At 70.3% G+C, this 12,238-nt stretch carries 12 protein-coding genes and 1 other RNA gene; 4 read left to right on the top strand and 9 right to left on the bottom strand.

The window, feature by feature from the left end; all coding sequences use genetic code 11:
* Nucleotides 1-14: 14 nt before the first annotated feature.
* Together ACIRVH_RS36705 and ACIRVH_RS36700 are read right to left on the bottom strand one after the other, a co-directional pair.
* On the bottom strand, nt 15-1,133 hold the full coding sequence (locus tag ACIRVH_RS36705; protein WP_403962842.1) for a hypothetical protein: 1,119 nt from the start codon (nt 1,131-1,133) through the stop codon (nt 15-17).
* A gap of 158 nt (nt 1,134-1,291) precedes the next feature.
* On the bottom strand, nt 1,292-2,266 hold the full coding sequence (locus tag ACIRVH_RS36700) for a LysR family transcriptional regulator (protein ID WP_403962839.1): 975 nt from the start codon (nt 2,264-2,266) through the stop codon (nt 1,292-1,294).
* 84 nt (nt 2,267-2,350) lie between these two features.
* Between ACIRVH_RS36700 and ACIRVH_RS36695 the strand changes: the two genes are divergently transcribed.
* The 3 genes from ACIRVH_RS36695 to ACIRVH_RS36685 all read left to right on the top strand — a co-directional run bounded on the left by ACIRVH_RS36695 (nt 2,351) and on the right by ACIRVH_RS36685 (nt 5,205).
* Nucleotides 2,351-3,643: an MFS transporter gene (locus ACIRVH_RS36695; RefSeq protein WP_403962836.1), complete on the top strand. Its 1,293-nt coding sequence runs from the start codon at nt 2,351-2,353 to the stop codon at nt 3,641-3,643.
* Between the two features lie 163 nt (nt 3,644-3,806).
* The gene (locus ACIRVH_RS36690) at nt 3,807-4,259 is read left to right on the top strand and encodes a hypothetical protein (RefSeq protein ID WP_403962833.1); all 453 of its coding nucleotides are present in this window, start codon (nt 3,807-3,809) and stop codon (nt 4,257-4,259) included.
* Between the two features lie 19 nt (nt 4,260-4,278).
* Nucleotides 4,279-5,205 (top strand): hypothetical protein, encoded by a 927-nt coding sequence (locus ACIRVH_RS36685; RefSeq protein WP_403962831.1) that lies wholly within the window; start codon nt 4,279-4,281, stop codon nt 5,203-5,205.
* A 69-nt stretch (nt 5,206-5,274) separates the two neighbouring features.
* Here the strand turns inward: ACIRVH_RS36685 and ssrA are convergent.
* The 5 genes from ssrA to ftsE form a co-directional block, all read right to left on the bottom strand.
* Nucleotides 5,275-5,643, bottom strand: a transfer-messenger RNA (tmRNA) gene (gene ssrA / locus ACIRVH_RS36680).
* Nucleotides 5,644-5,752: 109 nt separating this feature from the next.
* Nucleotides 5,753-6,295: an SsrA-binding protein SmpB gene (smpB, locus tag ACIRVH_RS36675; protein ID WP_403963071.1), complete on the bottom strand. Its 543-nt coding sequence runs from the start codon at nt 6,293-6,295 to the stop codon at nt 5,753-5,755.
* Between the two features lie 67 nt (nt 6,296-6,362).
* Complete coding sequence (locus ACIRVH_RS36670; RefSeq protein WP_403962828.1) at nt 6,363-7,541, bottom strand: S41 family peptidase; 1,179 nt, start codon at nt 7,539-7,541, stop codon at nt 6,363-6,365.
* Nucleotides 7,542-7,608: 67 nt separating this feature from the next.
* Nucleotides 7,609-8,526 carry a permease-like cell division protein FtsX gene (ftsX, locus tag ACIRVH_RS36665; RefSeq protein WP_403962825.1) on the bottom strand — a complete coding sequence of 306 codons (918 nt, stop codon included), beginning with the start codon at nt 8,524-8,526 and terminating at the stop codon, nt 7,609-7,611.
* A 35-nt stretch (nt 8,527-8,561) separates the two neighbouring features.
* Complete coding sequence (ftsE, locus tag ACIRVH_RS36660; RefSeq protein WP_386581035.1) at nt 8,562-9,251, bottom strand: cell division ATP-binding protein FtsE; 690 nt, start codon at nt 9,249-9,251, stop codon at nt 8,562-8,564.
* Between the two features lie 339 nt (nt 9,252-9,590).
* Here ftsE and ACIRVH_RS36655 point away from each other — a divergent pair, with 339 nt between their 5' ends.
* Nucleotides 9,591-9,785 (top strand): hypothetical protein, encoded by a 195-nt coding sequence (locus ACIRVH_RS36655; protein WP_145882578.1) that lies wholly within the window; start codon nt 9,591-9,593, stop codon nt 9,783-9,785.
* A 93-nt stretch (nt 9,786-9,878) separates the two neighbouring features.
* Here ACIRVH_RS36655 and ACIRVH_RS36650 read toward each other — a convergent pair whose 3' ends face one another.
* Together ACIRVH_RS36650 and prfB are read right to left on the bottom strand one after the other, a co-directional pair.
* Entirely contained in the window at nt 9,879-10,808 is a 930-nt protein-coding gene (locus tag ACIRVH_RS36650) for a hypothetical protein (protein WP_403962822.1), read from the bottom strand.
* A 291-nt stretch (nt 10,809-11,099) separates the two neighbouring features.
* Nucleotides 11,100-12,206, bottom strand: coding sequence for a peptide chain release factor 2 (gene prfB / locus ACIRVH_RS36645; protein ID WP_403962819.1), 1,107 nt, complete (start codon nt 12,204-12,206; stop codon nt 11,100-11,102).
* Between the last annotated feature and the right edge of the window lie 32 nt (nt 12,207-12,238).

The raw sequence follows: 12,238 nt of genomic DNA, 5'->3' as shown, positions 1-12,238 counted from the left end.
GGTGTTTCCCCTGGTCAGAGTGTGAACGTGGGACGTGGGTGCCGGTGCCCGCCGCCGGGGGTGCGGGTGCTGTCCGAGGGCGACGGCGAGGGGGCGGAGGAGGTGCTGCTGCCGGAGGGGGACGGGTCCGGGGAAGCGGCGGCGGAGGAGGCCGACGCGGACGGGGAGTTCTTGGTGCCGCCGGCCGTGCCGGAGGCGGAGGCGGAGGAGGTGCCGGCCGTCGGCCCGACCGCGGCGGGAGCGCTGGGCGCACCGGCGTCCGGGACGGCGGTGGCGCTCGCCGTGGGGGGCCCGGCCGGCCCGGTCACCCGCTCGGTCGCCGAGGGGGGCGCGGCCTTGGAGGCGCTGGGCAGCGGCGAGGTGTGCACCTGGCCGGCCGGCCGGTCGGCGTCCTGGCCGGGCACGGGGAGCCACGGCGCGTCGGAGCTGCCGGACAGCAGGGTGGCGACGATGACGGCGGCGTATCCGGCACAGGCGACGGCGACGAGTACGCCGACGCGACGGAAACGGCGGCTGCGACGACCGGACTCGTCCACGAAGACCGGCCCGTCGGAGCCGTCGCGGCCGACGTCGCGCGGCTCACCCGCAGCCGACCGCACCCGTACGTCACCGAGTTGGACACCGTCCAGCTGGACGGTCACCTCGTGCGGGTCATGGGTGGGCTCGGCCGACGTGGTGGCGTCGGCCGACGCGGTGGACTCGGCCGACGCGGTGGACTCGGCCGACGCGGTGGACTCGGCCGGCGCGGTGGACTCGGCCAGCGCAGCGGACTCGGCCGGTGCAGTGGCGTCGGCCGGCGTCGAGGGCAGTGCGGCCGTCTCGTCGGGCTCGGCCTGCGCGGTGGGCTCGGCCGACGCAGCGGACTCGGCCAGCGCAGCGGACTCGGCTGGCGCGGTGGCGTCGGCCGGCGTCGGGGGCAGTGCGGCCGTCTCGTCGGGCTCGGCCTGCGCGGTGGGCTCGGCCGACGCAGCGGACTCGGCTGCTTCGTCGGGCTTGGTCAGGGCGGCGCGACCGCCCTGGGGTATCTCGGCCTCCGCGGTCGTCTGTCGCTCACCCTCCGGCGCCGGCAGAGCCGGACTCGCGGATGCGAAGTCGGACCCTTCCGGTTGGGCGTCTTCTCGCCACTTTTTCACGCGCGCACATCCCCCCCACGGGACAGTTCTGGGTGCGCGCACGACTCCGAGCACCCGTCGACCGGACCAGGCCCCCACCCGGCCCGAGCGCCCCCGTTACCACACCTGTGCTCAGGCCATGAATGTAGCGCACGCGGAGTATCGGAGTTCGCCGCGCGTCAGTTGTGGACGTTCATCACATCGCCATCGCTGGCCGGAATCCATCGGTCGGCGGGCTGTCGCAGCCAGCCCTCGGCCTTCGCGATCTCGGCCGCGGCCCTGCGGAGCGCATCCAGCGCGGGATGGACCAGCCCTCTGCGCCAGACGAGCGAGACGGGCGACAGCGGAACGGGGTCGACGAGCGGCCGCAGCACCGTGCGGGGCATGACCGGGAAGTCCACGACGGCCAGAATCGGGTTGCGGGTCTTGGACATGATCCGCTCGAACTCCTCGTCCCCGACCGCCAGCGGAAGAGGGGGCGCCAGCCGGATGCCGCGCCCCTCGAAGAGGCGAAGGGCCAGGTCGGTCCACTCCCGGGTGCGCGGGTTCCCGGCACCGGCGTACACCGTCTCCCCGGCCAGCGCCGCCAGCGGCACCGCCGGCCGCCCGGCCAGCGGGTGGTCCTCGGGCAGCACCACGGCCATCGGCTCGTAGCGCACGGGCTGCTGCTCAAGACCGGAGCGCAGGGCCGGGTCCAGGCCGGCGAAGCGCCCGAAGGAGGCGTCGAGACGGCCGGCGAGCAGTTCGGCCGCAGCTCCGGTGAGGCCGCTCTCGTAGCGGGCCATCAGCTCGCAGTCGGGGGCGAGTTCCCGGGCCCGGTGCAGCACGCGGCGGCCGGTGGCCAGGCCCGCGGAGTTGAGGTCGACCAGCAGCGGCCGGGCCTGACCGAAGGCGGCGAGCAGGTCGTCCTGGGCGGCGAGGACCCGTCGGGCGTGCGGCAGCAGCCGCTCGCCGTCCGCGGTCAGCGTCACCTGCCGGGTGGTCCGCACGAACAGCTCGGCACCCAACTCCCGCTCCAGTCGCCGCACATCCCGGCTGAGCGCCTGTTGGGCCACGTACAGGCGGGCCGCGGCACGGGTGAAGTGCAGTTCTTCGGCGACGGCGAGGAAGGCGCGCAGCAGGCGGGGCTCTATGGCGGCGGGTGTGGCGGGCATGGCGGGCAATTTACAACGCGGGTGCGTGAATCGGCACCGACAAGGTGTTGGACCCGGTGATCCACTCCGGGCGAACGTAGAGCCATGCCGCACCGGACCGCCGAAGACACCCGAATACTCAGCAGACCAGCACAACCCACCGGATACCGCCGCCTCTTCTCCCTCCCCGGCGCCCGCGCCTTCACCGCCGGCAACCTGATCGCCCGCCTCCCCATGGGTATGTTCGGCGTGAGCGCGGTCGTGATGATCGCCGGGTCCCGGGGCTCGTACGCCCTCGCCGGTGCCGTCACGGCCACCGGGCTCGCGGCGACCGGGCTGGCCGGGCCCTGGATCGCCCGGCTCGTCGACCGGCACGGGCAGGCCCGGGTCGCCGTACCGGCCACGCTCACGGCCGTGCTCGGCAGCCTCGCGCTGCTGCTGTGCGCGCGCTACGACGCCCCCGACTGGACCCTGTTCGCCGCGTACGCCGCCACCGCGGCCACCCCGAACATCGGCGGCCTGTCCCGCGCCCGCTGGGCCCATCTGCTGCGCGACGACCCCGGCGCGCTGCACACTGCGAACTCCTTCGAGCAGGCGGCCGACGAGCTGTGCTTCATGCTCGGCCCGGTGCTGGCGTCCTTCCTGACCGGCACGTTCTTCCCGGAGGCGGGCACACTCGCCGGGGCCGTCCTGCTGCTGGCCGGCATGCTGCTGTTCACCGCGCAGCGGGCCACCGAGCCGCCGCCGCAGGCCCATTCGAAGGCGCCGTCGCCGCTGCGGAGCCCGGGCATGCCGCCGCTGCTGGCCTGCTTCGTGGCGACCGGCGCGGTGTTCGGTTCGATGGAGGTCGTCACGATCGCCTTCGCCGACGCCCAGGGGCATCGCGCGGCGGCCGGCGTGGTCCTCGCGCTGCAGGCGGCCGGCTCCTGTGCGGCGGGCCTGCTGTACGGGGTGCTGAAGCCGGCCGGCCTCCGCCTCTCCCGGTGCCTGCTCGCGATGGCCGGACTGATGACCCTGCCCTGGCTGGCGGCCACCACCGCGGGTTCGCTCACGGTCCTGGCGGGCGCGCTGCTCCTGGCCGGCATGGCGACCGCGCCGACGATGGTGACCGCGATGACCCAGGTGCAGGAGCGCACCCCGGCGGACCGGCTCAACGAGGGCATGAGCCTCGTCGTCACCGGCCTGCTCACCGGCATCGCGTGCGGTTCGGCGGCCGGCGGCTGGGCGGCGGACCACCTCTCCCCCGCCCTCGCCTTCGCCGTCCCGGCCGCGGCGGCCGGCGCGGCCGTGCTCATCAACTCGGCGGCGACGGGCATGCGTTCTTCCCGCCGAACCGCCGACCGCCATGCCCGTCACACCGGCGACCGCGCGAGCACCGCACCCCGCAACGCGCCCTGAGGGGCCGCCCCGTCTCAGGGACGCGTCCCAAACCGCAGGTCAGAGGCTTGGGACGGGCAAGGCATGCGACAAAACACCCCATTCAAGGCCGCGTTGAGGTGGCCCGGCATGCAGAATTCAATCCGCCGCGGCAACGGATGTCCCCTCGACGAAGGAAAAGCACATGATTCTCAGCAAGTTCGGTCGGCGTGCGGGCGTCGCGGCGGCAGGTGCCGCGCTGGCGCTGGGTGTGTCCGCGGGGCAGGCGAGCGCGACGGACACCAACGTCGGCGCGTGGAGCACGAGCTCGCGATGCGACAACGGCTACTTCTTCTGCCTGTACTACTCGCCGAACCACGCGGGTGGCATGAAGGGCTACTACAGCATCCAGGTCCCCACGATCTCCGGCAACTTCGACGACGGCCACGTCATCCGCAACGACGCCGCGTCCATGGAGAACCCCGTGTACTGCGACGTGCGCACCTGGGTCTACCCCAACTACGTGGGCGACTCGAACTACGTGATGGGCGGACGCGGCGGCAACCTCACCTCGAGGCTGCGGAACAACGAAGCGTCCATCGCGATCGACGGGCTGTACGGGGGCCACGACAGTTACGACCAGTGCCCCGACGTCTGATCCGTACGAGGAAGAGAACATGATCGCCGCACGCACCCTCCGGCGTGGCCTGAAGGCGGGGACGCTGCTGCTCGCGCTCATCACCGCGGTGGGCTGCGCGGGTCGGCAGGACCCGCCGTCGGCCGCCGCGGCCACGCCCGTTCCCACGCCCACGCCCGGCCCGGCGCAGGTCATGACGCTGCACCTGCCGATCGAGGACTACATGCTCACGCCCGAGCAGACGGCGCGGCGCGGCTGGGTGCACGGCAGGATCGTCGAGGACTGCATGAAGAAGTACGGCCTCGACTTCCCCGTGGGACCGAAGCCCATGACCTCCGCCGCCGACTCGGTGATGTACCGCAGGTACGGCGTGACGGATCCCGCGAGCGTCGCGACCTGGGGGTATCACCTGCCGCGCACGAAGTCGTCGGCGCCGGCCGACAGCGCAGCGCTGAGGCCGTCCGCCGCGCAACAGGCGGTCATGTTCGCCAGGAACGCCGAGCGCCGGCCGGTGACCACGTACCAGGGCCGGAAGCTGCCCGCGGGAGGGTGCGAGGGCGAGGCCGCCCGGCGGCTCGACACCGGCGCCGGACCCGACGGGATCGTCGCGGCCACCAAGAGCGACAGCTTCGCCCGCTCCCTGGCCGATCCCCGGGTGCGGAAGGTCTTCGCCCGCTGGTCGGCCTGCATGCGGACGCACGGCTTCGACGAACCGAACCCGATGGAGGCGGGGGCGAAGCTGCCCTCGGTCCAGCGGGCCGAGCCGGACCGCACGGAGATCGGCGAGGCCCGGGCCGACGTCGGCTGCAAGGAGAGCACCAACCTGGTGGGCGTCTGGTTCGCCGTCGAGTCGGAGTACCAGAACGCAGCGATCGCCGGTCGGCAGAAGAAGTTCAGGGCCGCCCGGGCGGAGCGTGACGCGGAGATCTCCCGCATCACGCGACTGGCCCGCGCGTACGGGGCATGACGGGGGTATGTCCCGTACGACGGCAAAGGCCCCGCTGCCGAGGCAGCGGGGCCTTTGCCCACATGGGATGAGTGGAGATGGCGGGAATCGAACCCGCGTCCAACGGTGCGGAATCAGGGCTTCTCCGTGTGCAGTTCGCTGTGATTTTCTCGGCCCCGGCGATCACGCGAACAAGTCGCCGACGGGCCCAGTCACTGTTAGATTTCCCTCTTCACCCCGTGACCGGGATCAAGGTTTAGTTCCCTAGCTGATGCCAGGATCCGGGTCGGGAACAGCCCCGGGCTGACACTTCGCAAGTCGCTACTTAGGCAGCGAGGGCGAAGGAATCGCGCTTGGTGTTGGCGATTATTTTTTGCGACATATGGTTTACGAGATCATTGCCGCTTCCTCGACACGCTTCCCCTGCTTCGACAGCCGCTGTCGAAACCGATCATCCCCATGTTGATTTTTCAATCCCCTCCGGAGAGGGGGACGCACCCTCTGTGGAGTGCAGTGCCATCGTACGTGACCGACGCACGCCGATGCCAGCTTATTCCCGGCGGCCCGGCTAGACGCCGCGCTGCCTCCGCTTCGCCGCAGCGATCGCACGGTCCGACTCACGCCGGTCCTGCTGCTCCCGCAGGGTCTGCCGCTTGTCGTACTCCTTCTTGCCTCGTGCGAGCGCGATCTCGGCCTTCGCGCGGCCGTCCTTGAAGTACAGGGCGAGCGGCACGATGGTGTGACCTGTCTCCTGGGCCTTGGACTCCAGCTTGTCGATCTCCTCGCGGTGCAGCAGGAGCTTGCGCTTGCGGCGCGCGGAGTGGTTGGTCCAGCTGCCCTGGTGGTACTCGGGGATGTGGGCGTTGTGCAGCCACGCCTCACCCCGGTCGATCTGGACGAAGCCGTCGGTCAGCGAGGTCCGACCCTCACGCAGCGACTTCACCTCGGTCCCGGTGAGCACGAGCCCGGCCTCGTAGGTGTCGACGATCGCGTAGTCGTGCCGGGCCTTCTTGTTCTGGGCGACGATCTTGCGCTTGCCGCCCTTCTCGCCGTCCCTGGCCTTCGCGGCCCCACCGCCCTGCTTGGGCTGGGACTCCTTCGGTACGTACATTCCCTTGCTCATAGTGCCGACCATTTTCGCACCACGGAGGGGGTGGGTGGGAAGCGTATTAAGAGCGCTAGGACGGGTCGCCGAGACCGGTGAGCACCGTCTCCGCCCGCTGGAGGGCCTCCGGCCCCGCCTCCAGGTCCGGGGTGATGCCCCGGCCGTCCACCTTGTGGCCGGAGGGGGTGCGATAGTGGCCCACGGTCAGCTCGGCCACCGAGCCGTCGGGCAGCTCGGTCGGCATCTGGATGGAGCCCTTGCCGAAGGTGCGGGAACCGATCACGACCGCTCGGCCCCGGTCCTGGAGGGCGCCGGTGAGCATCTCGGCCGCGCTCATGGTGCCGCCGTCGACCAGGGCGACCAGGGGCCGGGTGGTGTCGCCGCCGGTGTCGGCGTGCAGGGCGCGCTGGGCGCCGTCGACGTCGTAGGTGGCGACCAGGCCGCCGTCGAGGAAGGCGGAGGCGGTGTCCACCGCCTCGGTGACCAGGCCGCCGGAGTTCCCGCGCAGGTCGAGCACGATGCCGGCGCCGGCCGGGGCCTGCCGTACGGCGGCGCGGACGGCGGCGCCGGAGCCCTTGGTGAAGGCGGCGATCTGGATGACGGTGACTCCGTCGGGCAGCCTGCGGACGGTCACCGAGTCCGTGGACAGGCGGGCCCGGTGCACGGTCTCGGTCCACGCGCGCGGGCCGCGCTGCAGACCGAGCGTGACCTTCGTGCCGGCGGCCGCGTCGTCCGCGTCGCCGCGCAGTAAGGAGACCACCTCGGTGACCGGCCGTCCGTCGACCGTGTCGCCGTCGACGCTGCGCAGCCGGTCGCCCCTGCGGATCCCGGCGTCGGCCGCGGGCGAGCCGGGCTGCACCCGGGTCACCGCGATCCGGCCGTTCCGCTCGCGCCGCGCCCACAGGCCGACGCCGGTGTACTGGCCTTCGAGGGCTTCCTGGAACTCCTGGTACTCGCCCTCGGAATAGACGGCGCCCCAGCGGTCTCCGCTGCGGCTGACGGCCCGCTCGGCGGCCTCCGTCGGCGACTTGCCGTCGGCCATGGCCTCTGCGGCGGCCTGCTGCACGGCCTCGTGCCCGAGATCCGTGTGCGCGGCACCCTCGGCGGCCTTGCGGCCGGCGCCGACTGCCTGGCCGGTGTCCGGGAAGGAGCCGGTGGCGGCGCCCGCGACGAGGACGCCGGCGAACACCAATGTCAGGGCGGCCCCGCGGCGGATGCGGCGGGGCTGGCAGAACAGGTCGCGGCCTGACATGGCCGTGAGTCTAGGGGAACGGGAAGGGCCGTACGGTCGGATGTCCGTACGGCCCTCTTGGTATGCGTCACACCTTCAGGTACTTGCGCAGCGCGAAGAACGCCGCCATCGACGGCATGAGGACGCTGGTGGCGAGGATCAGCGGGAGCTTGGTCAACACCGCGTCCCAGCCTACGAAGTTGATCAGCGTGAGCTTGGTGGACAGCGCCATGCCGTGGTCGATGGTGAAGTACCGCCCGACCACCAGGAAGACGCAGGCGAGGCCACCGCCGATGAGCCCGGCGACCGCGGCCTCCATGATGAACGGCGCCTGGATGTAGAAGCCCGAGGCACCGACCAGGCGCATGATGCCGGTCTCGCGCCTACGGCTGAACGCCGAGACACGCACGGTGTTGACGATCAGCAGCAGCGCGACGAGCAGCATCAGCGCCATCACGCCGAGCGCCGCCCGGTTCATCAGGTTCAGCAGCTGGAAGAGGTTGTCCAGGATGCCCTTCTGGTCCTGCACCGACTGGACACCGTCGCGTCCGTTGAACGCGGTCGCGATCACCTGGTACTTCTGCGGGTCCTTGAGCTTGATGCGGTACGACTCCTGCATCTGGTCCGGCGTCAGCGAGCTGGCCAGCGGGGAGTTGCCGAACTGCTCCTTGTAGTGCTTGTACGCCTGGTCCTGCGACTCGTACGCGACCTTTTCGACGATCGGCATTTTGTGCAGGTCGTTGAGGATCTGCTTCTTCTGGTCCTCGGTGACCGCACCCTTGGCGCAGTTGACGTCCGACTGTGCGTCGCTCTTGTTGCACAGGAAGATCGAGACGTTGACCTTGTCGTACCAATAGCCCTTCATGGTGCTCACCTGGTCGCTCATCAGCAGCGAACCGCCGAAGAGGGCCAGGGACAGGGCGACGGAGACGATGACGGCGAAGGTCATCGTCAGATTGCGGCGGAGACCGACACCGATCTCCGACAGGACGAACTGGGCGCGCATGGCGTCTGGTTAAGCCTTTCCGTGGATCTCGTCGGTCAGTGCTGGTAGCCGTAGACGCCGCGGGCCTGGTCGCGGACGAGGCGGCCCTTCTCCAGCTCGATGACGCGCTTGCGCATCTGGTCCACGATGTTCTGGTCGTGCGTCGCCATGATCACGGTGGTGCCCGTCCGGTTGATGCGGTCGAGCAGCTTCATGATGCCGACGGAGGTCTGCGGGTCGAGGTTGCCGGTGGGCTCGTCGCAGATGAGCAGCTTGGGCCGGTTGACGAAGGCCCGCGCGATGGCCACGCGCTGCTGCTCACCGCCGGAGAGCTCGCCCGGCATCCGTTCCTCCTTGCCGCCGAGCCCGACGAGGTCGAGCACCTGCGGCACGGACTTGCGGATCTCGCCGCGCGACTTGCCGATGACCTCCTGCGCGAAGGCCACGTTCTCCGCGACCGTCTTGTTGGGCAGGAGGCGGAAGTCCTGGAACACCGTCCCGAGCTGGCGGCGGATCTGCGGCACCTTCCAGTTGGAGACGCGCGCGAGGTCCTTGCCCAGGACGTGCACCTGCCCGTGACTGCACCGCTCCTCGCGGAGGATGAGCCGCAGGAAGGTGGACTTTCCGGAGCCGGAGGACCCCACGAGGAAGACGAACTCGCCCTTCTCCACTTCCAGGGACACATCCCTGAGCGCGGGGCGGGTCTGCTTGGGGTAGACCTTGGAGACGTTGTCGAATCGGATCACGGATGCACCACGGGTCGCCGGGGGTAGATGTGCGTGACCATACGCGAACCGGGGGCGGGGGTGCAGGGTCCGGGCGGGGTTGGGGGAGGGTTGTGCGTTTTTGTACGGGGCTTTTCGGCAAGCGTGAGCTTTCCCACCCGGGGGGCTCGGGCTGTAGCGGTGTGCGGCTGGGCCGCGTGGCGCGACCGGCCCTCACGGCCCGCAGTCGCGCCACAACGGAATCCACCCCTCCACAGGCGGGCCGCGCACGCTCCGCAGGAACCTGGCAGAGTGGAGGGGGAACGTTCTCGTTCCCGTGTGCGTTATATGTGTGATGGCCGGTGCAAGGAGGGCGAGCGCATGACGTACGACCGGTTGGTGTGCGCGAACTGTGCGTCGCCTGTGAGTGAGGGCCGGTGCCCGGTGTGCCGCGCCAATCGCGAGCGACTGCAGCAGCAGGAGGGCTTCTTCGCTGGGCTGAACCCGATGGCGCTGATCATGCTGCTCGCGGTACTGATCGCCGCGGTGGCGCTGCTGGCGCACCAGACCGCGTAAGAAGACCTCAGGAACACCGGAAGGGCCCGGAGCGCCGAGCTCCGGGCCCTTCCGTCTGCACTGCACCTACAGCACGTGACCGTGAGGCTACGCTCAGGCGGCGGCGCCGCCCCGGCCGTTCATCAGACGCGGCAGGATGCGGAAGCCGACGCCACCGGCGATCATGGTCGCGGCGCCGACGATCAGGAACGCGGTCTGCCCGGCACCGGTCTCGGCGAGCTGCTTGTCGCCGCCCTGGGCCGAGGTGTCCGAGCCCGTGTCGGTGAGGGCCGAGGAGCCCTCCTCCTGGGACGCGTTGTTGTTGCCGCCGTCGGGGGTGGTGTTGCCGTTGCCACCGGTGCTGCTGTTGCCACCGGAGGAACCGTTGCCACCCGAGTTGCCGTTACCACCCGAGTTGCCGTTACCACCCGAGTTGCCGTTGCCACCCGAGTTGCCGTTACCACCGGAGTTGCCGTTACCGCCGGTGTCGCCACCGGTCGAGCTGTCGCCACCGGTGCTGTTGCCACCGCCGGTCGAGCTGTCGCCACCGGTGCTGTTGCCACCGCCGGTCGAGCTGTCACCACCGGTGCTGTTGCCACCGCCGGTCGAGCTGTCACCACCGGTGCTGTTGCCACCACCGGTCGAGCTGTCACCACCGGTGCTGTCGCCACCACCGATGACGCCACCGATGCTGGCGGTGCCGCCGGTGGAGTCGTCGCCGCCGGTGGTGGTGCCACCGGTGGAGTCGTCGCCGCCGGTGGTGGTGCCGCCCGTGGAGTCGTCGCCACCCGTGGTGGTGCCGCCCGTGGAGTCGTCACCACCGGTCGAGCTGCCGCCCGTAGTGTCACAGACACCGACGGGGTCGCAGCCCCCGGTGGTCCCGCCGTCGTCGTTGCCGTCCGCGCTCACGCCCAGGGTGATCGGACCTGCCTGGACGCCGAGGTCCAGAGCCGAGGCGGCACCCGCGGCGGTCAGTGAGGCGCCGGCCGCAATCACGGCGCCGGCGGCTATCCGCGCGACCCGGATCCGCGTCTTCTTCGTCATATGGTTGCTACCCCCAGTAGCTGTTCGTCAATGAGGCGGCGTGCGGGGCTTGCCGTGATCGACGGAGGTAGCCGTGACGAGATGTGCGCCAATTCCCCCGGTTCACATGCGCCCCAGAGATACGCATGCCACGCTTCAGCCTTCCCATTTTTCAAAGCAACGTCAAGGCCATTGCGCGCGCAATGTCCAACGGGGCGGCGTTTGGGGGGACTTGGAGCCTGTGAGTGTGATGTAAAACCCAGACAAAAGACAACTGCCGCCTCTTGGGCGGCAGTTGTCATGTCGACAAAGTTACTTCTCCTGCTGCTTGCGCCAGCGAATGCCGGCCTCCAGGAAACCGTCGATCTCGCCGTTGAACACGGCCTCGGGGTTACCGACTTCGAACTCGGTGCGCAGGTCCTTGACCATCTGGTACGGGTGCAGCACGTACGAACGCATCTGGTTGCCCCAGGAGTTGCCGCCGTCGCCCTTGAGGGCGTCCATCTTGGCCTGCTCCTCCTGACGGCGCCGCTCCAGCAGCTTGGCCTGGAGGACGTTCATCGCGGTGGCCTTGTTCTGGATCTGCGACCGCTCGTTCTGGCAGGAGACCACGATGCCGGTGGGGATGTGGGTCAGGCGCACCGCGGAGTCGGTGGTGTTGACGCCCTGACCGCCGGGGCCGGAGGAGCGGTACACGTCCACCCGCAGCTCGGACTCGTCGATCTCGATGTGGTCGGTCTGCTCGACCACGGGGAGGATCTCGACGCCCGCGAAGGAGGTCTGGCGGCGCCCCTGGTTGTCGTAGGGCGAGATGCGCACGAGGCGGTGCGTGCCCTGCTCGACGGAGAGCGTCCCGTAGGCGTACGGCACCTGCACGGCGAAGGTGGTCGACTTGATACCGGCCTCCTCCGCGTACGACGTCTCGATGAGCTCGGTCTTGTAGCCGTGCTGCTCGGCCCAGCGCAGGTACATGCGCTGCAGCTTCTCGGCGAAGTCGGCGGCGTCGACGCCACCGGCCTCGGCGCGGATGTTGACGAGCGCCTCACGGGAGTCGTACTCACCGCTGAGCAGCGTCCGGACCTCCATCTCGTCCAGCGCCTTGCGCACGGAGGCCAGCTCGGACTCGGCCTCGGCGCGGGTGTCCGGGTCGTCCTCCTCCTCGGCCATCTCGAAGAGGACCGCGAGATCGTCGATCCGGCCGCGCAGCGCCTCCGCCTTCCTGACCTCGGCCTGGAGGTGGGAGAGCTTGCTGGTGATCTTCTGCGCCTCGTCCGGGTTGTCCCACAGGGACGGCGCGGCCGCCTGCTCCTCGAGCACGGCGATGTCTGCCCTCAGCCTGTCGAGGTCCAGGACGGCCTCGATCGACTCCATGGTCGAGGAGAGGGACTTCAGCTCTTCGGATACATCGACGACTGCCACGCCTCCAGCGTAACGGCTCCGCCGGGCAGCCA

The organism is Streptomyces sp. NPDC101165 (assembly GCF_044768135.1).
Classification (GTDB): domain Bacteria; phylum Actinomycetota; class Actinomycetes; order Streptomycetales; family Streptomycetaceae; genus Streptomyces.
This window is presented reverse-complemented; position numbering and strand designations above follow the sequence as displayed.

What these genes read in the sequence shown, in the direction of transcription:
- ACIRVH_RS36650 (WP_403962822.1), bottom strand. Translation starts at nt 10,808, where the DNA reads ATGACGAAGAAGACGCGGATCCGGGTCGCGCGGATAGCCGCCGGCGCC.
- ACIRVH_RS36700 (WP_403962839.1), bottom strand. Translation starts at nt 2,266, where the DNA reads ATGCCCGCCACACCCGCCGCCATAGAGCCCCGCCTGCTGCGCGCCTTC.
- ACIRVH_RS36685 (WP_403962831.1), top strand. Translation starts at nt 4,279, where the DNA reads ATGATCGCCGCACGCACCCTCCGGCGTGGCCTGAAGGCGGGGACGCTG.
- ACIRVH_RS36670 (WP_403962828.1), bottom strand. Translation starts at nt 7,541, where the DNA reads ATGTCAGGCCGCGACCTGTTCTGCCAGCCCCGCCGCATCCGCCGCGGG.
- ACIRVH_RS36695 (WP_403962836.1), top strand. Translation starts at nt 2,351, where the DNA reads ATGCCGCACCGGACCGCCGAAGACACCCGAATACTCAGCAGACCAGCA.
- smpB (WP_403963071.1), bottom strand. Translation starts at nt 6,295, where the DNA reads ATGTACGTACCGAAGGAGTCCCAGCCCAAGCAGGGCGGTGGGGCCGCG.
- ftsX (WP_403962825.1), bottom strand. Translation starts at nt 8,526, where the DNA reads ATGCGCGCCCAGTTCGTCCTGTCGGAGATCGGTGTCGGTCTCCGCCGC.
- ACIRVH_RS36690 (WP_403962833.1), top strand. Translation starts at nt 3,807, where the DNA reads ATGATTCTCAGCAAGTTCGGTCGGCGTGCGGGCGTCGCGGCGGCAGGT.
- ACIRVH_RS36655 (WP_145882578.1), top strand. Translation starts at nt 9,591, where the DNA reads ATGACGTACGACCGGTTGGTGTGCGCGAACTGTGCGTCGCCTGTGAGT.